Annotated in this window: 20 protein-coding genes; 10 read left to right on the top strand and 10 right to left on the bottom strand. The window is 67.9% G+C overall.

Annotated elements, in window-relative coordinates; all coding sequences use genetic code 11:
* The first annotated feature begins 81 nt into the window (after nucleotides 1-81).
* On the top strand, nucleotides 82-786 hold the full coding sequence (locus ACWDNU_RS26930) for an AMIN-like domain-containing (lipo)protein (protein WP_449670936.1): 705 nt from the start codon (nucleotides 82-84) through the stop codon (nucleotides 784-786).
* Between the two features lie 12 nt (nucleotides 787-798).
* Here the strand turns inward: ACWDNU_RS26930 and ACWDNU_RS26925 are convergent, their stop codons facing one another.
* The 6 genes from ACWDNU_RS26925 to ACWDNU_RS26900 form a co-directional block, all read right to left on the bottom strand.
* Entirely contained in the window at nucleotides 799-1,065 is a 267-nt protein-coding gene (locus ACWDNU_RS26925) for a hypothetical protein (RefSeq protein WP_449670935.1), read from the bottom strand.
* Nucleotides 1,066-1,158: 93 nt separating this feature from the next.
* Nucleotides 1,159-3,897, bottom strand: a complete 2,739-nt coding sequence (locus ACWDNU_RS26920; RefSeq protein WP_449670934.1) for an alkaline phosphatase family protein — start codon at nucleotides 3,895-3,897, stop codon at nucleotides 1,159-1,161.
* 4 nt (nucleotides 3,898-3,901) lie between these two features.
* Nucleotides 3,902-5,254 (bottom strand): ABC transporter permease, encoded by a 1,353-nt coding sequence (locus ACWDNU_RS26915; protein WP_449670933.1) that lies wholly within the window; start codon nucleotides 5,252-5,254, stop codon nucleotides 3,902-3,904.
* The gene (locus ACWDNU_RS26910) at nucleotides 5,251-6,180 is read right to left on the bottom strand and encodes an ABC transporter ATP-binding protein (protein ID WP_449670932.1); all 930 of its coding nucleotides are present in this window, start codon (nucleotides 6,178-6,180) and stop codon (nucleotides 5,251-5,253) included. Before ACWDNU_RS26910 ends, ACWDNU_RS26915 begins: the two co-directional genes overlap by 4 nt.
* Nucleotides 6,181-6,311: 131 nt before the next feature.
* Entirely contained in the window at nucleotides 6,312-7,265 is a 954-nt protein-coding gene (locus ACWDNU_RS26905) for an LLM class flavin-dependent oxidoreductase (protein WP_449670931.1), read from the bottom strand.
* A 75-nt stretch (nucleotides 7,266-7,340) separates the two neighbouring features.
* Nucleotides 7,341-8,738: an APC family permease gene (locus tag ACWDNU_RS26900; protein WP_370934984.1), complete on the bottom strand. Its 1,398-nt coding sequence runs from the start codon at nucleotides 8,736-8,738 to the stop codon at nucleotides 7,341-7,343.
* A gap of 163 nt (nucleotides 8,739-8,901) precedes the next feature.
* Here ACWDNU_RS26900 and ACWDNU_RS26895 point away from each other — a divergent pair, with 163 nt between their 5' ends.
* Together ACWDNU_RS26895 and ACWDNU_RS26890 are read left to right on the top strand one after the other, a co-directional pair.
* The gene (locus ACWDNU_RS26895) at nucleotides 8,902-9,513 is read left to right on the top strand and encodes a TetR/AcrR family transcriptional regulator (protein ID WP_067580715.1); all 612 of its coding nucleotides are present in this window, start codon (nucleotides 8,902-8,904) and stop codon (nucleotides 9,511-9,513) included.
* A complete protein-coding gene (locus ACWDNU_RS26890; protein WP_449670930.1) occupies nucleotides 9,510-10,583 on the top strand; it encodes a DmpA family aminopeptidase in 1,074 nt (357 codons plus the stop codon). The genes ACWDNU_RS26895 and ACWDNU_RS26890 overlap by 4 nt, the downstream gene beginning before the upstream one ends.
* A 241-nt stretch (nucleotides 10,584-10,824) precedes the next feature.
* On the opposite strand, the gene ACWDNU_RS26885 is transcribed toward ACWDNU_RS26890, so the two are convergent.
* The 4 genes from ACWDNU_RS26885 to ACWDNU_RS26870 all read right to left on the bottom strand — a co-directional run bounded on the left by ACWDNU_RS26885 (nucleotide 10,825) and on the right by ACWDNU_RS26870 (nucleotide 13,834).
* Nucleotides 10,825-11,307, bottom strand: coding sequence for a hypothetical protein (locus ACWDNU_RS26885; RefSeq protein ID WP_449670929.1), 483 nt, complete (start codon nucleotides 11,305-11,307; stop codon nucleotides 10,825-10,827).
* A 250-nt stretch (nucleotides 11,308-11,557) separates the two neighbouring features.
* A complete protein-coding gene (locus ACWDNU_RS26880) occupies nucleotides 11,558-12,793 on the bottom strand; it encodes a hypothetical protein (RefSeq protein WP_449670928.1) in 1,236 nt (411 codons plus the stop codon).
* A gap of 13 nt (nucleotides 12,794-12,806) precedes the next feature.
* Complete coding sequence (locus tag ACWDNU_RS26875; RefSeq protein ID WP_449670927.1) at nucleotides 12,807-13,154, bottom strand: hypothetical protein; 348 nt, start codon at nucleotides 13,152-13,154, stop codon at nucleotides 12,807-12,809.
* Nucleotides 13,155-13,156: 2 nt separating this feature from the next.
* Nucleotides 13,157-13,834, bottom strand: a complete 678-nt coding sequence (locus ACWDNU_RS26870; protein ID WP_449670926.1) for an SseB family protein — start codon at nucleotides 13,832-13,834, stop codon at nucleotides 13,157-13,159.
* Nucleotides 13,835-14,080: 246 nt separating this feature from the next.
* Here ACWDNU_RS26870 and ACWDNU_RS26865 point away from each other — a divergent pair, with 246 nt between their 5' ends.
* The 7 genes from ACWDNU_RS26865 to ACWDNU_RS26835 all read left to right on the top strand — a co-directional run bounded on the left by ACWDNU_RS26865 (nucleotide 14,081) and on the right by ACWDNU_RS26835 (nucleotide 22,019).
* Nucleotides 14,081-15,526, top strand: coding sequence for a fumarylacetoacetate hydrolase family protein (locus ACWDNU_RS26865; protein WP_449670925.1), 1,446 nt, complete (start codon nucleotides 14,081-14,083; stop codon nucleotides 15,524-15,526).
* Entirely contained in the window at nucleotides 15,514-16,188 is a 675-nt protein-coding gene (locus tag ACWDNU_RS26860; RefSeq protein WP_449670924.1) for a GntR family transcriptional regulator, read from the top strand. Before ACWDNU_RS26865 ends, ACWDNU_RS26860 begins: the two co-directional genes overlap by 13 nt.
* 15 nt (nucleotides 16,189-16,203) lie before the next feature.
* Entirely contained in the window at nucleotides 16,204-17,148 is a 945-nt protein-coding gene (gene dapA, locus ACWDNU_RS26855) for a 4-hydroxy-tetrahydrodipicolinate synthase (protein WP_370934979.1), read from the top strand.
* Between the two features lie 2 nt (nucleotides 17,149-17,150).
* Complete coding sequence (gene hpaE, locus ACWDNU_RS26850) at nucleotides 17,151-18,659, top strand: 5-carboxymethyl-2-hydroxymuconate semialdehyde dehydrogenase (RefSeq protein ID WP_449670923.1); 1,509 nt, start codon at nucleotides 17,151-17,153, stop codon at nucleotides 18,657-18,659.
* Entirely contained in the window at nucleotides 18,656-19,708 is a 1,053-nt protein-coding gene (gene hpaD, locus ACWDNU_RS26845; protein ID WP_449670922.1) for a 3,4-dihydroxyphenylacetate 2,3-dioxygenase, read from the top strand. The genes hpaE and hpaD overlap by 4 nt, the downstream gene beginning before the upstream one ends.
* An 83-nt stretch (nucleotides 19,709-19,791) precedes the next feature.
* Complete coding sequence (locus ACWDNU_RS26840; protein ID WP_350563941.1) at nucleotides 19,792-20,733, top strand: AraC-like ligand-binding domain-containing protein; 942 nt, start codon at nucleotides 19,792-19,794, stop codon at nucleotides 20,731-20,733.
* Nucleotides 20,734-21,251: 518 nt separating this feature from the next.
* The gene (locus ACWDNU_RS26835) at nucleotides 21,252-22,019 is read left to right on the top strand and encodes a MoaF C-terminal domain-containing protein (RefSeq protein ID WP_449670921.1); all 768 of its coding nucleotides are present in this window, start codon (nucleotides 21,252-21,254) and stop codon (nucleotides 22,017-22,019) included.
* Nucleotides 22,020-22,032 lie beyond the last annotated feature (13 nt).

Raw genomic sequence — 22,032 nt, 5'->3', positions numbered from 1 at the left:
TCGCCGAACCGCCTGGCCCGCCCGCACACTGACCGCATCCGACCGGCCTGCCCCGGGACCTTTTCCCTAGGCAGGCGCGTCATGAACACCCACTCTTCACTAGTCCGCAGGCTCTCGGCGCGAAACGTTGTGCTGCGCAAGATCCCGGTGGCGGCAGGGATTCTGCTCCTGTCGGCATGCAGCGGGCCCACCGCAGTCCCAGGACCGCCGGGCACCACGGCTCCCGCCACCACGGCAGCGCAGAACGCCACGGCCGCTCCGTCGTCTTCGGACCGTCCGGCACCGTCCCGTTCGGACGGTCATCCTTCACCCTGTGGTCCGACCAGGAATTGGGGCACTGGAACCAAAGAAGGCCCCGGCTCGACAACGAATGCACTGTATTTAGTCACTGTGAGCCGACACGGCTGTTACGACGAAGTGGTGTTCACCATCAACGGCCCTGATGCCGCTGGATTCACCGTGCGATACGTGCCGCTCGTGACCGCGGATCCCTCCGGTAAACCCTTGCCAGTTCCCGGAAACGCAGTCCTGCAAGCGGTGCTCCGCGCACCCGCGCAAGGTTTCGACGACAGCGGACACCAGCCGGGCCGCGTGCTAGCCCAAATCGGCGATTATCTCGCGCAGCCAACCGGTTGGCCGTCCTTGCGCGCGGTCCGGTTCGCGGGATTCTTCGAGGGCCAGTGCACTTTCGCTATCGGCGTCCGGGCGCAGGTGCCGTTCCGGGTGAGCAGCCAGGAAGTGCCCGCCGACCAGATCCGCCGGGTGGTGGTCGACCTCGCACACTGAACCAATCCCCGCTCAGCGCACGAAACTCGCCAGCCGGTCGAGCTGCCGCAACGCGTCCGCGGGATCCGCGTGGTCCTCGAGTTCGAACAGCACCCGATCGAAGCCCGCCTCCGCGTAGTCCGCCAGCTTCTCCGGGTCGGCCCCGTAGAGCGTGACCGGGACGTGGCGGCCCGCCCGCTCGCGCAGTTCGGTGATCCGCGTGCGCAGGAAATCGATCGGGTACAGCGGCAGCGGGAGCCAGCCGTCGCCGTGGCTGAGCACGCGGTCGAGCACCTTCACCCCGACCCCGTTCCCCTCACGTACGCGTCAGCCCGCGCGAAAGCCCCTGCCCGCACACCGGCGGACAGGGGCTTTCCCTTACTCGCTAACGAATCAGCCGTCCGAATCGGCCGACGGGATGAACGCCCCCGGCACCTGGTCCGGCGCGAAGATCTTGTCCTCGCCCGGATACGGCTGGTTCCATCCGTGCACCTGGTACCATGTGAAGTGGTCCATCTGCGCGGGGTTGGCGTAGTCCGCGGTGGCGTTCGGGCCGGTCAGCTTCTGCTGCGCCTGCCATTGCTGCCACTGCTGCGCCAGCTGCTGCTTGTCCGCGGGCACCGCCGCCGACGCCGCCGCGGTGGACGCTGTCGGGACGTTGTCCGTGCCGCACGACGGCGGGGTCTTCAGGCCCGCGGTCAGCGACGTCTGGTTCGGCACCGCGGTGAACGGCGTGGCGTCCGGCTTCTGCGTGAACGCGGTCGCCATCGGGGTGGCCGCGCTGTCCTTCTGGTTCATCGGGTGGATCCCGAGGATCTGCTCGATGGTGCGGATCATGGTGATCTGCGAGTAGTACCGGCTGTCGGTCACCCCGCGCTGCGCGTACGGGCTGATGATCTGCACCGGGGCCCGGTGCCCGTCGACGTGGTCGAGCCCGGCCTGGGAGTCGTCCTCGACCACGAAGATCGCGGAGTCCTTCCAGTACTGGCTGTGCGAGATCTTGTCGACGATCTTGCCGACGGCCAGGTCGTTGTCGGCGACCTGCGCGGCCGGGCTCGGCGGCCCGCCGGTGTGGTCGCTCGACAGCCAGAACATGTTCAGGTCCGCCGGGCCGTTCTTCTCGAAGTCGTTCTTCCAGATCTCGTACCGGTACTGGTCCGGCACCGCCGTGTCGAACTTCGGGAAGCCCGGCACCGAAACCTTGTTCAGCGACGGGATCGGCGACGACGAGACCAGCGGGTACGCGGTCGGCTCGCCGGTCGCGGCCATGTTCTTCGAGTCGCAGTACAGGTTCTGCCAGCTCGCGTCCGCGGGCTTGGTCAGGAACTGGTGGAACTCGCCGAAGTCGCGGACGGACTTGCCCGCCGCCTGCGCACCGGTCCACAGGAAGCCGCTGCGCTGGTGGCCCAGCGCGTCGTCCTCGGTGTCGTAGCTGCGCTTGTACTCGCCGGCCGACGACTCGGTGTACTCCGGGTTGTCCGCCTGCATCAGCCAGTTGTGGCCCTCGGCCGAGTTCGTGCCGATGTCGTAGGTGTTGTCGTACAACCCGAACTGGTCGGCCAGCGCGTGCTGGTTCGGCGTGACGGCCTGGCCGAACTGCGCCAGCGCCGGGTTGCCGTTGCCCTTCTTCATGTCGCCGAAGAGCTGGTCGTACGTCCGGTTTTCCTTGACCAGCAAGAAAACGTGCTTGATCGTGGACGGGTCGCCGAGCCGCTGCGGCACCGGAACCGGCTTGACGTTGCGGTTGCCGTTCGCCTTCTGCACCGAACCCGGCGTCCAGCCGTTCTGCTTGAACACCTGAGACGTCTGCGCCCAGATCTGCCAGTCGGTCGGCAGGGTGAACCGCTGCAGGCTCGACGTGGTGTCGTGCGTGGCGTGCCCGGCCGCGGTGGTCGGGCGGCGGGCGTCGATGCCGCGGGTGTTCGCGACAAGGATATTTTTGCCCGACGCTGAGATACCAGACGGGAAGTAGTCCGTCGGCAGCAGCCCGATGAAGGCGGCGGGGGCCTGCGGGAACCAGTAGCGGTAGACCGCGACCGCGTTCGCGCGGCCGAGGGTCACCAGCAGGTGGCCGTCGTCGGTGAGCGCGATGTCGGTCGGCTCGTAGCCGACGTTCGCCTCCGGCCACGGCTGCGTCGCGATGGTCTGCACCACGACGTTGCGCTGGGCGTCGATCACCGAAACGCTGTCGCCGCCGGTGTTCGCCACGAACAGCGTGTTGTTCTTGGCGCGCAACGCGGTCGGGTGCAGGCCGACGTCGATGCTCTTGACCGGCGCGGCCGGATTCGCCAGGTCGATCACGCTGACCGTGCCAGTGGTGGCGGCGGCGGTCTTCGGGTCGGCGACGATGTCAGTGCCGTACGAGTTGATCGTGGTGTCGCCCGGCTTCGCCGCGCGGCCGCCCTCGTTGCTGACGTAGATCCGGTCGCCGATCCGCACCAGTGCGCGCGGCGCGTTGCCGACAGTCCAGCTCTGCTTGATCTGGCCGCTGGCGGCGTCGATCGCGACGACGCGGTTCTGGCCGTTCACCGCGGAGTACACAGTGGACCCGTCGGGCGAGAAGATCGCGCCCGCGGCAAGGGAATGCTTGTCCCCGTCCGCCGGGATCGCGACCCACGTCGGGTTCGCGACGGTGCCGTCCGGCTTCACGTCGAACTTGCGGTAGCCGTCGATCTGGCCCAGCCACAGCGTTTTGCCGTCGGGGGAGTACGACGGGCCTTCCTGTCCGACGTCGTTGCCCGGCAGCTGCAGGTCGGCCTTCTTGTCCTTGCCGACGAGCTGCTGCACTTTCCAGCTCTTCAGGTCGACGATGGTCAGCGCGATGCCGCCGTCGGTGGTCAGCGCGGCGAGGTGGCTGCCGTCCGGGCTGACCGTCGAGGACATGATCTTGCCGTTCGGGACGACCAGCCGCTCGCCGATCGGCTTGAGGTACTGGTCGCTCGAGATGGTCAGGCCGTTCGCGGTTTCCTGGCCGACCTGGTCGGTGCCGAACTGCTTGGTGGAGGCGAGGCCGATGCCCGAGCCCGTGGCGACGAGCGCGACCGTGGTCGCCCCCGCCGTGACGAAGCGCAGCTTGCGGGATCTGCGGAGTTCTTTCTTCCCGCCACGCCTGCGACGGCGCGTTACTTGCATGTCCTCATCCCTTCGTGGAGGAGAGCAGTTCGACGTTGCCGTCGAACTGCCACAGCGGGTTGGGCCGGTCCCCTTCCGGGGTCCGCACCTGGAAGTAGCCGTTCACTTCCTTCGGTCCGTCGCCGTCGGCGACATACCGCCCGTCCGAGGTGACATCGAGCTGGTAGATCGCCTGCCCGGTCGCTGAGATACCAGGGAGATGCCAGGTGACGACGCATCGCCAGTCGTTGCCGGGGCCTTCGGCCTCGACGAGGCCGCCGCCCTTGGTGCATTCCGTGCTGGCCGCGAGCTGCTCCTCCGTGACGTCCGGACGGTGCAGCTGTGCGGCCTGGAGCCGGTAGAGGTGTGCGAATTCGGTGGACAGCGACTGCTGCAGCTTGGCCTGGTCGATGCCCGATCCCGTGGCGGGCGTGGCAACCGCGACGACCGCCACTGTGACGCCGACCAGCGCGGCCAGCGGCAGCAAGCCCGCGGTTAATACGCGACGACCGGCACCGTCGTAGGTCAGATCGGTGAAGTCGCGTCTCACGAACAGCACGTAGGCCAGCGCAGTCGCGACCACTGCCCAGACCAGGCTCACGCCGACGCCGATCAGCAGCGGACCGAACTGGACCGGGTCGGTGAAGAGGCCGTTCCACGAGATGAACGCGTACGTCGGCAGCGCGAGCCGCACGACGACCGGCAGCGGCAGCAGCTGCGCCACCGCCATCACCAACGCGACCACCGCGGGCAGCAGCAAGCCCATCGGCGACCGTCCTAATGCGACAGAGCCGAGCAGGCCGATCCCTGCCAGGGCAAGGGTCGGGGCGAGCACGCAGATCCAGGCGAGAATGACCTTCACCGCCGCGCCGCCCGAGGACAGCAGGTGTCCGTCGAGGCCGATCAGCGGCTGCCCGCCGACCGCGACGAGGCCGCCGACCGTGCTGGACACCGCCAGCCCGAGGACCAGCAACAAGATCACGGTCAGACTGGCGAGCGCCTTCGAGACGAAAATCCGTCGGTACGACCGCATCGCCACCAGCAGGTGCCGCCAGGTGCCGAGCCGGTCCTCGGCCGCGAAGACGTCTCCGGCGACCAGGGAGGTCAGCAGCGGAAGCGCGTAGCTGCCCGCGAAACCGAGCAGGACGAGCGGCCCGGCCCAACCGGTGACGTTCATCAGACGGCCGAACAGAGTGTCCACCGGCAGGTCGCTTTGCTGGCTGACCGCCGCGACGAACACCGCCGGTGCAAGCCAGCACGCGAGTAGCAGCACGCGGATCCGCCACTGCGACAACAGCTTCACCAGTTCGAACCGGTACCCGCGGCCCAGCCCGACGGGGCGGACCGGCGCCGGTGCCCGTTCCTCGGTGACGGTCATCGCTTCTCCCCCTGCTCCGTCAGCTCCAGGAAAGCCGCCTCCAGCGGCGAAACGACCGGAGCCAATTCCCGTACGCCGATGCCCTTGCCGACGACGCGCGCGACGAGGTCGTCCAGCGCGGGCACCAGGCCGCTCACCACCAGGACGTCGGCCTGTCCACGAGGCGTCTGGGTGTCGTCGATTCGCAGCCCGGGCACGTTCTCGGCGATCTCGCGCGCGGCCTTCTGGTCCGAGGTGACCAGGCGGTAGGCGAGTTCGCGATCGTCGGAGGACAGTTTCGCCAGCGGGCCGGTGAAAACGACGCGGCCGGCGGACAGGATGGTGACCTCCGAGCAGAGCGCTTCGAGGTCGTCCATCCGGTGGCTGGACAGCACCACCGCGGCACCCTCGTCGGCGAGCCGGGTGAGCACGCTGTGCACGTGTTTCTTGCCCGCCGGGTCGAGGCCGTTGGCGGGCTCGTCGAGGATCAGCAGCCGTGGCTTGGTCAGCAGCGCGGCGGCGAGGCCGAGGCGCTGGCGCATGCCGAGGGAGAACCCGCGCGCCCGGTCGTCGGCGACGTCGGTGAGGCCGACCTGCGCGAGAAGGTCATCGATGTCCACCGTCTGCCCGCGCAGCGAGGCGAGCGCGGCCAGGTTCTGCCGGGCGGTGAGCGAGGGGTACAGCCCCGGGCCGTCGACGAACCCGGAAATGCCGTCCGGGGTGGCGAGCGCGCGGCCGACCGGGCGGCCGAGGATCTCGAGTTCGCCCTCGTCGGCGACCGCGAGCCCGAGCAGCAGGCCGAGCAGCGTCGTCTTGCCCGCGCCGTTCGGGCCGACGAGCCCGTGGATCTCGCCGTAAGCGACGTCGAGATCGACACCGTCGAGCGCGATGACGTCGCCGAAACACTTGGTGATCGCGCGGGCCCGCACCGCGTCGCTGGTTTCCATGAATCCCCACTTTCCGAAGCCGTGAGGAACTTAGGCACGACAAGTGACATGCGAACCCGCGCCAGGTTGAACGTTGGGGAAACCCCGTGCGCCGCAGCCGGTTTCCCTGCGGTCAATCGGACAAAACGGGATCAATCGCGCGCGGGTAAAGTGTCCGAGATCTCCCGGACCAGCGCATAGGACCGTTTCCGCTCCGCGTGGTCGTGGATCGGAGTGGTGATCATCAGTTCGTCCGCGCCGGTTTCGGCGATGACTGTGCGCAACGAATTCCGCAGCGCCGTCGGAGCCCCGGCGAGCACCGGGCCGGGGCCGACCGCCGGGTCCACGACGGCGTCTTCCGGGCGCGGCAACAAGATCCGCTCGCCGCGCGAACGGCTCAATGCTTTAGCCCGAATGGACCTGGCGAGCCATTCGGCCCGCTCCTCGGTCGCGGCGGCGACCACGGCGACGCTGACCACAATGGACGGTTCAGCTGTGTGGCCGGGGCGGAAGTTCTCGCGGTAGCTGCGGGTCGCGACGGCGGCTTCGGCGGGACGCAGGTGGTAGGCGAACGCGTACGGCAGGCCTAGTTCGGCGGCGAGGTGTGCGCTTGCGGTGCTTGAGCCGAGGAGCCAGATGTCCGGAACATTCCCTTGCGCGGGTGTCGCGCGTAGCGGCTGGTCTGCGTCGGCGAAGTAGGTCAGCAACTCCTTGACGCGGCCGGGAAAGCTGTCCGCCGGGCCGGGGTTCAGCGCGGCGGACACTCGTTGTGGACCGCCGAGCGCGCGGCCGAGCCCGAGGTCGATCCGGCCCGGATGGAACGCGGCGAGCGTGCCGAACTGCTCGGCGACGACCAGCGGCTGATGATTGAGCAGCAGGACGCCGCCCGCGCCGACGCGGATCCGTTTCGTGGCATCCGCGACGCGGGCGACTGACACGGCAGGCGCGGCGCTCGCGACACCACGCATGCTGTGGTGTTCGGGCAACCAGTAGCGGTGATATCCCAGTTCGTCGGCCTGTTCGGCGAGGTCGACGGTGCGTTGCAACGCCTCCCGCGCGGTCGACCCCGCGACGATCGGCGACGTGTCCAGCACTGAAACCCGCACCAGGGCATCATCCCGGACCTGGTGCGGGACGACAACCGGACCGCCCGCGTCTCAAGTGGACGGTCCGGCCGCAGCCTACGAGGTCTCCCGCACCGGCGCGGGCGCGGCCTCCTCTTCCTCCTCCACCGCGTCGCTCAACTGCCAGCCGCCCCGGCGACGCAGCACCACGAGGTAATATCCCAAGGCCAGCAACGCGATCGCGCCGGTGACGATGAGACTCGGCCGTCCGATCACCGGGTCGGTCGCGTTCACGTACAGCACGAAAGCCAGCGCGATCAACGCGACCACAGGCGCGATCGGGAACCCGGGCATCCGGTACTTCGCCCCGGCCGTCGCTCCGGAGCGGCGGCCCAAGATGGCGCCGAGACACAGCGCCGCGTACACGACGACGATCGACGTGCTGGTCACGACGGTCAGGATCTGCGGGTCCACAAAGCACAGTGCGGCGGCGATGAATCCAGTCGCCAGCGTCGCGACCCACGGGGTGCCGAACTTCGGGTGCACCGCCGCGAGCGCGCGGTTCATCGCCTTCGGCCATGCGCGGTCGCGGCCGCTGCTGAACACCAGCCGAGAACTGATCAGCACAATCGCGAGGACGGCGTTGATGATGGCGAGTGCGACCGCGAGGCTCAGCACGGTGTCGAGCGTGCTGCCGCCGCGGGCCTGCACGAAGTACGACAACATGTTGGGAGAGCTGAACAAAGTGCCGAGATCCGGCGCGCCCATCAGCACCGCGGTGACCGGGATCAGTTCGGCCAGCACGGTGACCCCGAGTCCCATGAGGACAGCGCGCGCCACCCCGCGTCCGGCGTCCTTGGTCTCTTCTCCAAAGTAGACAGCCGAGCCGTAGCCGTTGTAGGCGAAGATCGCGATCGCCGTCGCGATCATCACCGCGCTGATCGTCGCCGGACCGCCGCCAGGGGCGACCGGATGCGCGAGCAGGTCGGTGAACGGACGGGCCGGCTTGGCGAGCCCGAGGACCGCGACCACGGCCAGCGCCAGCAGCTCCACCGCGAGGAAAATGCCGGTGACCCAGGCGTTGAGCTTGATGTCGAACACCGCGACGATCGCCGCGAGCACGCACGTCACCGCCGCCACGACCGCCGGGGACACGCCGGGAAGCACCACGCTCAGGTACTGGCCGACGCCGAGCGCGATCACCGCGACGATCAGCACCTGCGTCACGATCATGATGCCCAGCACCATGAATCCGGGAAGTTTGCCCAGCGTGCGCGCGGCGATCGTGTACTCGCCGCCCGCGCTCGGGAAGGCCGAGCCCAGTTCGGCGTACACGAAGGCCATGAAGATGCCGACGACAGCGGCGGCGAGGAAGGCGTAGAAGGCGCCCGATCCGGCGCCGGTGAGGACGCCCGGTGCGATGACGAACACCGAGGACGCCGGGCTGATCGCGGAAAGCGTGATCAGCAGCATGCCGAGGGTGCGCAACCCGCGGCGCAAGACGGGGGTGGACAACGCTGGCCTCCATCAAGTCGTTGCTCAGGTACGTTGTTTGAATGGAACTCAAATAACCAGCCGGGCGTTCAGCTAAGGCCCTCACGCCCGCCACGTCAAGACTTCAGCGGTCTCGATCCGTTCAGGGGTTGCATTTTTCGAGATTTGTTCAAAGAATCAAGGCATGGCAAGACCGAGCAAGGCCCCCGAGCGGCGGGCGGAACTGGTGGCCGCGGCGCGGCACACGGTCGTCGAACGCGGCGTGCTGAACCTGAAGCTGCGCGACGTCGCGGACCACGCCGGCATGTCGCCGGGTTCCCTGTTGTACTACTACCCTTCCCTGAGCGACCTGCTCGAAGACGTGCAGCAGGAGGCCGTCGAACGCTTTTGCGTCGCACGCGAAGCCGCCGTCGCCGCCGAGGCCGACCCGCGCGCCCGGATGCGCGCGATGATCGGCAGCGGCCTGCCGAACGGCAAGAACGACGAACTGTGCGTGCTGCTCTACGAACTGGGCACCATCGCCCGCCGCGAACCGGCGTACGCCGCGCGGCACATCGCGCTGTACGAACGCCAGGTGCGCGGGTACGTCGGCATCCTGGAAGCCGGTGCCGCGACCGGGATTTTCGACCTGACCGACGACCCGGTCACCATCGCCCGCAACCTCGTCACCCTCGAAGACGGGTACGGCTTGCACCTGACCCAAGCCGTTCCGCCGCTCGACCGATCCGTCGCCGAGGCGATGGTGCTGTCCTACGCCCGCGTTTCGACCCGATGCTCCCTGGAGGACCCCGCATGACCCGCGCCCGCGACCTGGGCTTGGCCCTCGGCGGCAAGCCCGGCCCGCACAACGCGATCACTGACATCCCAGGCGTCGAGGTCGGATACACCACGTTGATCGAAGGCTCGTCGGTGCGGACCGGGGTCACCGCGATCCTTCCGCGCGGCCGTTCCCAGTTCGACGTGCCTTGTTCGGCGGGCACTTTTTCCTTGAACGGCAACGGAGAAATGACCGGCCGCGCTTGGCTCGCGGAGACCGGTTCGCTGACTCTGCCGGTTTTGATCACCAGCACCCACTCCGTCGGACAGTGTCACCGGGGCACGATCGATTGGGTGGTGCGGGAACGCCCGGACGCCGCGGCGGAGTGGCTGTTGCCAGTAGTGGCGGAGACGTGGGACGGGTATCTCAACGACGTCAACGCCCCGACCATCCGCACCGACCACGCAGTCGCCGCCATCGATGCGGCTACCTCGGGGCCTTTAGCCGAAGGTTCAGTGGGCGGCGGCACTGGGATGACGTGCTACGGGTTCAAGGGCGGGACCGGGACTTCTTCGCGGGTTGTTTCGCATGGCTCGGACTCCTACACCGTAGGGGCCTTGGTGCAGGCGAACTTCGGGAGCCGTCCGGAGCTCACTGTGGCCGGGGCGCATCTCGGTGCCGAGTTGGCTGACGACAACCCGATGGCCGACACGAGCTGGCTCGCTCCGGCTGGTGCCGGTTCGGTGATCGTGGTGATCGGGACTGATGCGCCTCTGTTGCCTGGCCAGTGCACCGCCCTGGCCCGACGGGTGCCGCTTGGGCTGGCCCGCACCGGGACCACCGGATCGCACTTCTCCGGTGACCTGTTCCTGGCCTTCAGCACAGCTAACGCAGGCGCTTTGACCAGCCACTTCCCTCGGCCGGACGACGAGCCGTACGAGAGCATGCGGTTCATCCCGTGGGGCGCGATCGACCCGTTCTTCGAGGCGGTGGTGCAGGCGGTCGAGGAGGCGGTGTTGAACGCGTTGGTGGCTAACGAGGAGATGGTGGGGCACCGGGGGCATCGGGTTCCGGCTCTCCCGCTGGCCCGCTGGCAGGAGGGGGCCTAAAGCAGGCGCGGCGGGCTCGCCTGGGCGCTTTGGCTGAGGACGCGCCGCGCCCGGGCGAGCCGGGACTTCGCTTCACCACCCAGACCCCGCCCCCGCCGCAAGAAGGGTCTCGCGTGTGCCGGCCCCTCCCCGGCGCGCGCGAGACCCGCGGCCCCGGTGAAACGAACGCGAGCCCTGCCGAAGGCCTCGTGAATGACTGCCGCGGTTGGCACTCACGAGGCCCATCCGCCGCACCCGACCGTCACGGGTCGCGGTGCTCCGCGTCCCTCATGGTCAAAGCTGGCGTTTCGCCCAGTTGCAAGATGCCTATCGCCTGGTTGCTGACCTGGGCCCCGTTCGCGACCGAGTGCAGGATGCCGTTGTAGACGAGATCCCAGATTCGCCGATCCAGTTGCAACTCGTGCGAGCTGCGAGAGAATCCGCCTTCTTTGCCGTAAAGCCAGAGATGGAAGGTTGTGCCGCCGTAGGACGCGTCGATCTTGGTCAGGTTGTAGAGGTCAAGCCAGACTCGTTTCTTGATTCCCCACCTCGAGCGTTCCACGAGAAGCCAGTCGGCGCCCGCCGCGTAGGTCAAGTACGTGAACGGACTTGTCGTCAGGAACGTGAACACCGCGATGACGACCCAGATCTGCCAGTACTTGAACGCGCCCAACCCCAGGCCGCGAACCAGGGAAACGCCCGCCACCAACGCCAGCATCAATGCCAGGCCGACGACGGCACTCATGATCTTCCCGCTTCGGCTCTCCCGGTGCCAAGCCAGCACAGGACCCTTGCCAGGCGGGGCCTCCGGCCGCCAAGAGGGACGATTCTCCCGCGTCGGGTCCGCCTCAGGCGATTGCCGCTCTCCCCCGAAGTAGCTCAGACCGTGCGGCGGGAATGGCTCGCCGGTCTGCGAATCCGGTCGAGGAGGAAGACCGGGCGGCCCACCGGCGCTGCCTGGAGTAGATGCGTCTGTCATGAAGTGACTTTCCTGCTTATTTCGGCACGAGCCAGTCAGCGACGGCTTGACCGCCGATAGCACCCGCGATTCCGCCGGCCGTGCCGGCGACGAAAGACCCGACCGGGCCCAGCGGCGAACCGAAGACGGCGCCAGCACCCGCGCTCGCAAGAGCCGCGCCCGCCGCGCCTCCGACTATCAGCCCGCCGGAGTCCGCGACAGCTTTGCCCCAGGACTGTTCTCCGCTGGCCGCTCCAATCGACTCGTTCACCACAGTCAGCGCGCTGCCGACGTAAGGCATCCCTTTGAGAAGCTTTTGTCCAGTCTTCAAGCCCAGGCTCGCATCTTCCGGAAGCACATGCAGGCTGTCCTTCCCGGGATACTTCGCGATCCAATCCCGGACTTTCTCCGGAACCTTGTCGACATACTGCTGAAACTGCTGCGCCCGAGTCTCGTAGGCAGCCTTGTTGTCGCGGGCTTTGCTGGCCGCCCACGCGAGATCCTCCTTGTTGAGCGCGGTCAAGCTGACGCGCGTGCCGTGTGCCCAGTCGTCGAAGAACTGCGCGCTGGCCGAGGACCTCTGGGCATTCAGGAGCGCTTCCTTCCGCGGGTTTTCGAACGAGCTGATGTAGCCGTTGACCCGGGCAATGGTGGTTGTGCCCACCACGTAGGCGTCGATGTCGAGCCGACCCGACGGAGGCTGGAGGGCGCGCTGGAGCGACTGGTGCGCATTGCCTTCGGTGGTGCGTGCGGCGTCGACGATCGCTTTGCACTCGTTGTAGGCGGCGACTTTGCCGTTGTACTGGAAGACGAGGGTGTTGTATTCCTTGATGTCGCCTTGATAGGTACCGACTGCGCGGCTCGCGCCGCCTGCAGTGCACACCTCGACCGGAGTGCCGGGCTTGTTCGAGGGAATCGGGTCGGGCTCGACGATGAACGGACCGTCGACCCGCAGTCCGCCCGCGTGCGCTTGAGCGAGAGCATCGTTCATGCGGGCGGTCACCGCGTCCAGCGACGACGCGAACTCGCGGAGGCCGCGTTCGGCGGTCGCGGCCCAGTTGGCCATGTCGTCCGCGGTGACATCGATGTTGGCGATCGATTCCTGGAACGCCTGGCTGGAAGGTCCGTGCCAGCCTGCCTCGGCGCCGTTGCGTGCGGCGCGGACATTGCCTGCGGCGCGGTGCCCCGCCTCGGCGACGGTGTGCAGCCAGTCCGCGGCGGCGACGCACGTGCCGGATGAGCCGTTCACGGTGGTGTTGAGCGCTTGTCCCATGCTGATCTCCCCTTCAGCCGTGGACGTGTGCTTCCCGCTGCGTATCAGGATCGTCGGCGTGTTTGCCGTTGAGCTTGAGCTGCCCGGCGTGGGTGTTTTCGATGTCGTCGTAGGCACCGTTGGCGGCGTGCACCTTCTCCGCCGCGCTACCGGCCGCGCCCGCCGCTCCGACGCCCATCTTCACCAAGTCGTCCAGCACGGTACCGACGATCGCGGACGACGCGCCCGCATCGACTCCGCGCACGGCTTTCGAGGTGGCCTCGTCGAGTGCTTTCTCGCCTTCCCGGAGCTGGCCGACGATGCCGTTGAGCGCTCCTTCCGTGAAGCTGTAGCCGGTCGTGTCCCCATACGGCGCGGACATGCCTATTCCCCTCCGATCACTGGCCGAGATGCCCACTCGCGCACGGGCGCGGTGTGCCGGGATTCCTCGGCGAGCACGGGATTGAGCAGCACCCCGTGCGCTCCCGCCTCGTCCGCGACGGCTTCGAGGTCGTCGCCGTTGACCGCGACCCACGGTTGATACGGTCCACACCCTGCGGCCAGCAGCTCCGCCGAGGTGTAGGCCAGCAGTACCGGCCGGCCGTTCCGGATCGGCTGCAGTTCTAGTTCCACCGTCTGCTGACCAGCCCGGACCGGACGGGACGGCACATAGAACCGGCCGTCCGGTTCGGCCAACGGCTCGCCCGGCTCCAGCGGAGGCTGGTCCCGGCTGTCGACCTCCGGGTAGCGGGGCGCGAGGTCGAGAACGGCGTCGAAGACCACGATGCCGATTCCCAGCTCGCCGCACACTTCGAGCAGCCGGTCCCGGGCGACCTGAGTCCACGGCTGTCCGCTCCCGCAAGCGTCGACCAGCCGGTCAAGCGACGAATACGCCGCGATCGCGAACTCGTGCCGCTCGGTACGGCGGACCTCAAGCTCGCCCGGCTGGTCCTCTGTTCCTGGAGCGACCAGCACGAACACCAGATCCGGCAACCGCTCCGGCACGTCGTCGAGACGTACGAGCGCCTGGACGACGTTGGACGCGTCGGAGTGACCCGCCATCCCTACCCCCTGCACCAGCGACAGTGCGTGGTCGTGCCATCACTGTAATGGCGGCAGCGGGCAATTGTCAGCCGGAAGCAACGGGCCACCGGCGAATAGGCGCGTCTGAGCAGCGAATATCCGCCGTGACAGGTCCGCCGCTGTCTCCCCTCAAGGACAGCATTCACCCCTTGCCCCAACCGCCCAGGATCGTATATCTTTTGAGATATCTTCCTCTCCCGACGACATCCGGGCAGGTCAACCCCCATGAGTCCCGTATCGAGCACCACCCCGCCGGAGCGGCCGGGCAAGGTCATCGCGCTTCATCTGAACTATCCGTCCCGCGCCAAGCAGCGCGGGAGGACCCCGGCGAAGCCCTCCTACTTCGTCAAGCCCGCCACCTCGATCAGCGCCTCCGGCACTCCCATCGAGCGCCCCGCGGGCACCGAACTCCTCGCCTTCGAGGGCGAGATCGCGCTCATCATCGGCAAGCAGGCCCGCCGCGTCTCCCCCGACCAAGGCTGGAGCTACGTCGAGAGCATCACCGCCGCCAACGACTTTGGCGTATACGATCTGCGGCACGCCGACGGCGGTTCCAACCTTCGCTCCAAGGGCGGCGACGGCTTCACTCCCCTCGGCCCGGCCACCATCCCCGCCGCAGAGGTCGATCCCACGAAGCTCCGTGTCCGCACCTGGGTCAACGGCGAGCTCGTCCAGGACGACACCACCGAGGACCTCATCTTCGACTTCGGCACCCTCGTCGCCGACCTCTCCCAGCTGAGCACCCTCGAACCCGGCGACGTCATCCTCACCGGGACCCCGGCCGGATCGTCCGTGGTGAAGCCGGGCGACACCGTCGAGGTCGAGGTCAGCGGCGGCGCGAAGACCACCGGGCGTCTCGTCACACCGGTCGTGGAGGGCACCACGCCGCTCCCGGAGTTCAGCGCTCAGCCCAAAATCGACGACAACCAGCGTGAACAGGCATACGGCGACAGGGAATCCGCGGGTCTCCCGGCCGAATTCGTGCTCACCGAGGAACTCAAGACCAAGCTCACCAGCGTAGGCACGGCAACGCTTTCCGCCCAACTGCGCAAAAACGGCTACAACCACGTCTCCATCGACGGCCTCGGCTCCACCCGTCCGGACACAAAACTCATCGGCCGCGCGAGGACGCTCCGCTACGTCCCCTTCCGCGAGGACCTCTTCAAATCCCACGGCGGCGGCTTCAACGCCCAGAAACGCGCCATCGACAGCCTCAACCCCGGCGACGTCCTGGTCATGGAAGCCCGCGGCGAAAAGGGAACCGGCACGATCGGCGACATCCTCGCCCTGCGCGCCCAGGTGCGCGGCGCGGCGGGAATCGTCACCGACGGCGGCGTGCGCGACTTGGCGGCGGTGGCAGCGCTGGACATCCCGACCTACCACTCCGGCCCGCACCCGGCGGTGCTCGGCCGCCGTCACGTTCCTTGGGACGTCGACATCACCATCGCCTGTGGCGGCGCAACAGTGCAGCCGGGCGACATGATCGTCGGCGATTCCGACGGCGTGCTCGTGATTCCGCCGCACCTGGTGGAAAAGATCGCGGACGCGGCGATCGAGCAGGAACGCCAGGAAACGTTCATCGCGGAACAGGTCGCGAACGGCGAAAGCGTCGACGGCCTCTACCCGATGAACGAGCACTGGAAGGCCAGGTACGCCCAGTGGCGCCCGTAGCCGGCGAGAGCAAGTCCCAGCGCGCGTACCGCTGGATCAAGGACCGGATCGCCGACCGGACCTTCGGTCCCGGCTATCGTTTGGTGCTGGGGCAGATCGCCAAGGAACTGGACGTCAGCGTCGTCCCGGTGCGCGAAGCGATCCGGCTGCTCGAGGCCGAGGGGCTGGTCACGTTCGAGCGCAACGTCGGCGCGCAGGTGGTGATGGTCGACGAGACCGCGTACGAGCACACCATGCAAACCCTTGCCCTGGTGGAAGGTTTCGCCACCTCGCTGTCCGCGCCGAAACTGTCCGCTGAGGACATCGAACGGGCACGCGCGGTCAACGAGCAGATGCGGCTGTCGCTGGAAAACTTCGAACCGCACCGGTTCACCGAGCTGAACCAAGAGTTCCATTCAGTCCTTTTTGAACCGTGCCCGAACCCGCGCGTGCTCGATCTCGTGCACCGCGGCTGGCACCGGCTGGCGTCGCTGCGCGATTCGACCTTCAGCTTCGTCCCGGGCCGCGCGCACGAATCGGTCAAGGAACACGAACAACTGCTGGTGCTGATCGAGCAGAACGCCGACCCGCTCGAACTCGAACTGGCCGCGCGCCGGCACCGCACCGCCACCCTCGACGCCTACCTCGACCGGCGGGCCGCCCCGCCCGCCGAAGCTCCCTAGGAAGGACCCCACCCCATGAGGTTCCGCAGTACCCCGAACGCCATCACCGGCTCGATCGCGCCGCTGATGACCCCGTTCACCGCCGACGGCGCCGTCGACCACGAAAGCCTGACCAACCTGGTCAACTGGCAGATCGCGTCAGGTTCGAACGGCGTCTCGATCGGCGGGTCCACCGGCGAACCCGGTGCGATGACGGTGGCCGAGCGCGCGGAGACGATCCGCACCGTCGCCAAGGCGGTGGACGACAAGGTGCCGTTCATGCCCGGCACCGGTTCGGCGAAGCTCGACGAGACGCTGGAGCTGACGTCCGAGGCACGCGACGCGGGCATCGACGCGGCGCTGATCATCACCCCGTACTACGCGCGGCCCACCCAGGAAGCGCTCTACAGCTGGTACGCCACGGTCGCGAAGGAATTCCCGGACCTGCCGATCGTCGCCTACAACGTGCCGAGCCGGACGTCGGTCGACCTCGCGCCGGAGACGGTCGCGCGGCTGTTCCGCGATTTCGACAACTTCGTCGGGATCAAGGAGACCACCAAGGACTTCGAGCACTTCTCCCGCGTACTTCACTTGTGCGGCAAAGAACTCCTGGTCTGGTCCGGCATTGAGCTGCTGTGCCTGCCGCTGCTTTCCCTCGGCGGCACCGGTTTCGTGAGCGCCACGGCCAACATCGCCCCGGCCGCCAGCGCCGAGATGTACCGCGCGTGGACCGAGGGCGACTTCGACCGCGCCCGCGAGATCCACTACGGCCTGCACCCGCTGGTCGACCTGCTGTTCGTCGAGACCAACCCGGCGCCGGGCAAGTGGGTGCTGGAGCAGCGCGGGCTCATCCGGTCGGGTTTCGTGCGCCCGCCGCTGATCACCCCGACCGAACCGGGCATCGCCCGGATCACCGAACTGATGCGCCAGGGCGAGCAGTACCTCTCGCCCGTCGACGGCTTCACCGTGGAAGGAAAGTGACCATGACCGCGCACTACGTTCCGGAGAACCTGCCGGAGCACATCCGCCACTACATCGGCGGAGCGCCGGCCGACAGCGTCTCGGGCGACACCTTCGAGGTGCTCGACCCGGTCACGAACAAGCCGTACATGACGGCTTCGGCGGGCAAGGCCGAGGACATCGACCTCGCCGTCGCCGCGGCGAAGGAAGCCTTCGACCACGGCCCGTGGCCGAAGATGCTGCCGCGCCAGCGCGCCCGGATCCTCAACAAGATCGCCGATCTCGTGGAGAGCCGCGACAAGCAGCTGGCCGAGCTGGAAACCTTCGACACCGGCCTGCCGATCAAGCAGGCACTCGGCCAGGCGCAGCGCGCCGCGGAGAACTTCCGGTTCTTCGCCGACCTGATCGTCGCGCAGGCCGACGACACCTACAAGGTGCCCGGCAAGCAGGTCAACTACGTCAACCGCAAGCCGGTCGGCGTCGCCGGGCTGATCACGCCGTGGAACACGCCGTTCATGCTGGAGAGCTGGAAGCTCGCGCCGGCGCTGGCGTCCGGCTGCACCGTGGTGCTGAAGCCGGCCGAGTTCACGCCGCTGTCGGCGAGCCTGTGGGCGGACATCTTCCGCGAGGCGGGCGTGCCGGACGGGGTGTTCAACCTCGTCAACGGCCTCGGCGAGGAAGCGGGCGACGCGCTGGTCAAGCACCCGGACGTCCGGCTGATCTCGTTCACCGGCGAAACCACCACCGGCGAAACGATCTTCCGCAACTGCGCGCCCGGCCTCAAGGGCATGTCGATGGAACTGGGCGGCAAGTCCCCGGCCGTCGTGTTCGCCGACGCGGACTTCGAAGCGGCGCTGGACTCCACGCTGTTCGGCGTCTTCTCGCTCAACGGCGAACGCTGCACGGCGGGCAGCCGGATCCTCGTGGAGCGCCCGATTTACGAGGAGTTCTGCGCCCGGTACGCCGAACGCGCCCGCGACATCGTCGTCGGCGACCCGCACGACCCGGCCACCGAGGTCGGCGCGCTGGTGCACCCCGAGCACTTCGACAAGGTGATGAGCTACGTCGAAATCGGCAAGACGGAAGGGAAACTGCTCGCCGGCGGCGGCCGTCCGGAGGGCCTGGAAACCGGGAACTACGTGGCCCCGACGGTGTTCGCCGACGTGAAGCCGGACGCGCGGATCTTCCAGGAGGAGATTTTCGGCCCGGTCGTGGCGATCACGCCGTTCGACACCGACGAGGAAGCCCTCGAACTGGCCAACAACGTCAAGTACGGCCTGGCCGCCTACGTCTGGACCGCCGACCTCACCCGCGCACACAACTTCGCGCAGAGCATCGACGCCGGCATGGTCTGGCTGAACTCGCACAACGTGCGCGACCTGCGCACGCCGTTCGGCGGGGTCAAGGCGTCCGGCCTCGGCCACGAAGGCGGCTACCGCTCGATCGACTTCTACACCGAACAGCAGGCCGTGCACATCACGCTCGGCGACGTGCACACGGCGCGCTTCGGGGCCGGGAAGGACAAGGCATGACCACGACCCCGCCGGACGTCATCCGTTGCGCCTACGCGGAACTCATCGTCAGCGACCTGAAAGCGTCGCGAGAGTTCTATGTGGACGTTCTCGGTCTCGTCGTGACATACGAGGACGACGAAGCGATCTACCTGCGCGCGTTCGAGGAATACCTGCACCACTCGCTGATCCTGCGCAAGGGTGCGGAACCGGCGCTGGCCGTGCTCGCGTACCGCGTGCGCAGCGAAGCCGAACTCGACGTCGCCGAGGCGTACTACCGGGAACTCGGCGTCCAGGTCCGCCGCGTCCCGAAGGGCACCACGCGCGGCATCGGCGAAGCGGTGCGCGTGCTGGACCCGCTCGGCTTCCCGATCGAGTTCTTCTACGAGGCCGAGCACGTCGAGCGCTTCACCCAGCGCTACGACGTGCACGGCCCGGGCGCGCTGTCGCGGCTGGACCACTTCAACGTCAACACGCCGGACGTCCCAGCTGCGCGGAAGTACTACGAGGGCCTGGGCTTCCGGGTGTCGGAAGACATCGTGGACGACGACGGCACCGTGTACGCGGCGTGGATGTTCCGCAAACCGACCGTGCACGACGTCGCGCTCACCGGCGGCGCGGGCCCGCGGCTGCACCACATCGCGTTCGCGACGCACGAGCGGCACCAGATCCTGCACATCTGCGACCACCTCGGCGCGGTGCGGAAATCGGACCAGATCGAGCGCGGCCCCGGCCGGCATGGCGTGTCGAACGCGTTCTATTTGTACGTGCGTGACCCGGACGGGCACCGGATCGAGATCTACACCCACGACTATTACACCGGCGACCCGGACAACCCGGTGATCAGCTGGGACGTGCACGACAACCAGCGTCGTGACTGGTGGGGCAATCCGGTGGTGCCGAGCTGGTACACCGAGGCCTCGCGGGTGCTCGACCTCGACGGCAAGCTGCAGCCGGTCGAGGAGCGGACCGAAACGAAGGAAATGGACGTGACCATCGGCGCGGACGGGTTCTCCTACACCCGCGCCGAGGGCGCCGAACAGGGTTTCAAACTGGGCGAACAGGTCTAAGGTGCGTCCCGTCCGGGGAAGGAGCCCGAGGTTCCTTCCCCGGACACGCAGCGGAACCGGCACTTCGACGGAGAGGTGACATGATGACGGCAATCTTGCAGACGCCGACCACGGTCGCGCAGGACTTCACGGAGTTCCGGTCCGCTGTCCTGCGGTCGTTCGTGCCGCTGCAGGTGAGCACCGAGCACCGCGACCGGTTCCACGGCAGGCTCCGCACCCATGAGGCGGGCGAGATCGCGCTCACCGAGATCACCGCGTCGCCGCACGCGGTCGAGCGAACGCCGGAACTGATCGCCCGCGCGGACCGGCCGTGCTACAAGCTCAGTGTCATGCTGGCCGGCACCGGAATCCTCACCCAAGACGGCCGCGAAGCGGTGCTGCGGCCTGGCGACGTCGCACTGTACGACACGAACCGGCCGTATTCGCTGGTCTTCGAAGAGAATTTCCGGACGCTGGTGCTGATGTTCCCGCAGCAGCAGGTTGACCTTCCACGGGACCTGGTTGGTCAGCTCACCGCGGTACGGATGTCCGGACGCTCCGGGGTCGGAAACGTGGTGGTGCCGTTCCTGGCGCAACTGGGCGGGAATCTGGACGTGCTGACGAGCCCGGTCGGGGTGCGGCTGGCGCACAACGCGGTCGATCTGCTGACCACGATGCTGGCCACTGAGCTCGACCTGGACCGTACGGCGGCCGACCCGCACCACGACTTGATGCGGAGGATCCGGAGCTATATCGACGCAAATCTGTCGCGGTCGGATCTTGGGCCCGCGCAGATTGCTGCGGAGCATTACATCTCTACTCGGCATCTGCACGGGTTGTTCCAGGAGCAAGGGACGACTGTGGCGGGGTGGATCCGGCAGCGGCGGTTGGAGCATTGCCGCCGGGATCTGCGGGATCCGTTGCTGGCGGCGCGTCCCGTTGCGGCAATCGCGGCTCGGTGGGGGTTTGTGGACGCGGCGCATTTCTCGCGGGTGTTTCGGGCGGCGTTCGCGCAGTCGCCCAGTGAGTTGCGCGCTCGGGGCTGAAAACCCGCCTAAACAGGTACGGCGCTCCCGGACAACCGGGGGCGCCAATTCCGAGGCGGAGCCACTGGATCCGACGGCGGCTGGAGCATTGCCCCAGGATCTGCGGGATCCGTTGCTGGCAGCCTGTCCAGTCGCGGCAACCGCGGCGCGGCGAGGATTTGTCGACGCCGCACGCTTCTCGCGAGTTTTCCGAGCAGCGTTCGCGCAGTCGCCGAGCGAATTGCGCGCCCGCGGCTAACCCACGCCAAGACACGTACGGTGCTACCGCTCGCCCGGAGAGCACCATCGTCGACGCAGCGCCTCTCGCGACTGTCCCGAGCAGCACTCGTGCAGTCCCCTAACCACCTTCGCGCCCGCAGCTAATCAACCCCAAACCAGCTTCGGCGCTCTCGGAAACCCGGGAGCGCCGCTCGTCGTCTCCACCCCGAACCCCCTGGTATTGACCGCGAGCGTCCGGCAGTTGCCCGCCAGCGCATGAACGTTCGCTCACGGGCCGGGGCGCGGCGAGCATGATGGGCATGTCCGACCCTTCCCCTGACGAATGGCGCACCTACGACGAGTTCGCCGCCGGGATCGACACCTACCGGCTGCCCAACGCGGACCTCACCGGGCGGGAGCTCACCGTCACGCTCGATGACGGCGCGAAGCTCGAGCTGCGGTTCCTCGACGGCGAACGGCTCACCCTCAACGGCGTCGAGGACCCGTACGACGCGGTCGCCGTGCGCACGGACGTCTTCTTCGTGAATCTGCCGCTGACGAGCGTCGAAGGCGAAGCCCTCACGATCGTCTACTCGACCACCACGCATCGCGCGATGACCGTGCGGTCGGTGATCGGCGACGAGGACATCGAAGGCGCGCCGCGGGTTTCGCAGACCTTCCACGCCGGCACCACCGACGGCGGCGAGCCGACCGGCGACGTGCCCGGGCCGTCGCGCGATCTCATCGGCAAGCGCAATGTCTACCGCTACAGCCCGAATCACCTGTACGAGCACGTCTACCTCTCCTCCGAACGCTACTGCTGGCAATGCGTCGAGGGCGTGCAGCGCGGGCACGGCGACGTGGACATGTCGACCGTCTGGAAGTTCGCCGACGGGCTGTACCTGTTCTGCTTCCGGGAGTTCCGGATCGCGGTGGCCAGCGTGTGGCTGCACGACCTCGGCTACGACCTGCGCACCACCGGAGTTTTCCTCGGCATCACCGGCGACGGCCGGTCCGAGCATTCCCGCGCGGGCGGGCACATCTACCCGCTCGGCTCGATCAGCTACCCCGACGTCCAGCCTGTCTGAAGAGGAGTTTCCC

The sequence above is a fragment of the Amycolatopsis sp. NPDC003676 genome (genome assembly GCF_053587275.1).
This window is presented reverse-complemented; position numbering and strand designations above follow the sequence as displayed.

Excerpts from the sequence above, each read along its gene's own strand:
- hpaD (WP_449670922.1), top strand. The coding sequence starts at position 18,656 with ATGACCACGACCCCGCCGGACGTCATCCGTTGCGCCTACGCGGAACTC.
- ACWDNU_RS26915 (WP_449670933.1), bottom strand. The coding sequence starts at position 5,254 with ATGACCGTCACCGAGGAACGGGCACCGGCGCCGGTCCGCCCCGTCGGG.
- ACWDNU_RS26870 (WP_449670926.1), bottom strand. The coding sequence starts at position 13,834 with ATGGCGGGTCACTCCGACGCGTCCAACGTCGTCCAGGCGCTCGTACGT.
- ACWDNU_RS26920 (WP_449670934.1), bottom strand. The coding sequence starts at position 3,897 with ATGCAAGTAACGCGCCGTCGCAGGCGTGGCGGGAAGAAAGAACTCCGC.
- ACWDNU_RS26880 (WP_449670928.1), bottom strand. The coding sequence starts at position 12,793 with ATGGGACAAGCGCTCAACACCACCGTGAACGGCTCATCCGGCACGTGC.
- ACWDNU_RS26840 (WP_350563941.1), top strand. The coding sequence starts at position 19,792 with ATGACGGCAATCTTGCAGACGCCGACCACGGTCGCGCAGGACTTCACG.
- hpaE (WP_449670923.1), top strand. The coding sequence starts at position 17,151 with ATGACCGCGCACTACGTTCCGGAGAACCTGCCGGAGCACATCCGCCAC.
- ACWDNU_RS26930 (WP_449670936.1), top strand. The coding sequence starts at position 82 with ATGAACACCCACTCTTCACTAGTCCGCAGGCTCTCGGCGCGAAACGTT.
- ACWDNU_RS26875 (WP_449670927.1), bottom strand. The coding sequence starts at position 13,154 with ATGTCCGCGCCGTATGGGGACACGACCGGCTACAGCTTCACGGAAGGA.
- ACWDNU_RS26885 (WP_449670929.1), bottom strand. The coding sequence starts at position 11,307 with ATGAGTGCCGTCGTCGGCCTGGCATTGATGCTGGCGTTGGTGGCGGGC.
- ACWDNU_RS26835 (WP_449670921.1), top strand. The coding sequence starts at position 21,252 with ATGTCCGACCCTTCCCCTGACGAATGGCGCACCTACGACGAGTTCGCC.
- ACWDNU_RS26895 (WP_067580715.1), top strand. The coding sequence starts at position 8,902 with ATGGCAAGACCGAGCAAGGCCCCCGAGCGGCGGGCGGAACTGGTGGCC.
- ACWDNU_RS26910 (WP_449670932.1), bottom strand. The coding sequence starts at position 6,180 with ATGGAAACCAGCGACGCGGTGCGGGCCCGCGCGATCACCAAGTGTTTC.
- ACWDNU_RS26865 (WP_449670925.1), top strand. The coding sequence starts at position 14,081 with ATGAGTCCCGTATCGAGCACCACCCCGCCGGAGCGGCCGGGCAAGGTC.
- ACWDNU_RS26890 (WP_449670930.1), top strand. The coding sequence starts at position 9,510 with ATGACCCGCGCCCGCGACCTGGGCTTGGCCCTCGGCGGCAAGCCCGGC.
- dapA (WP_370934979.1), top strand. The coding sequence starts at position 16,204 with ATGAGGTTCCGCAGTACCCCGAACGCCATCACCGGCTCGATCGCGCCG.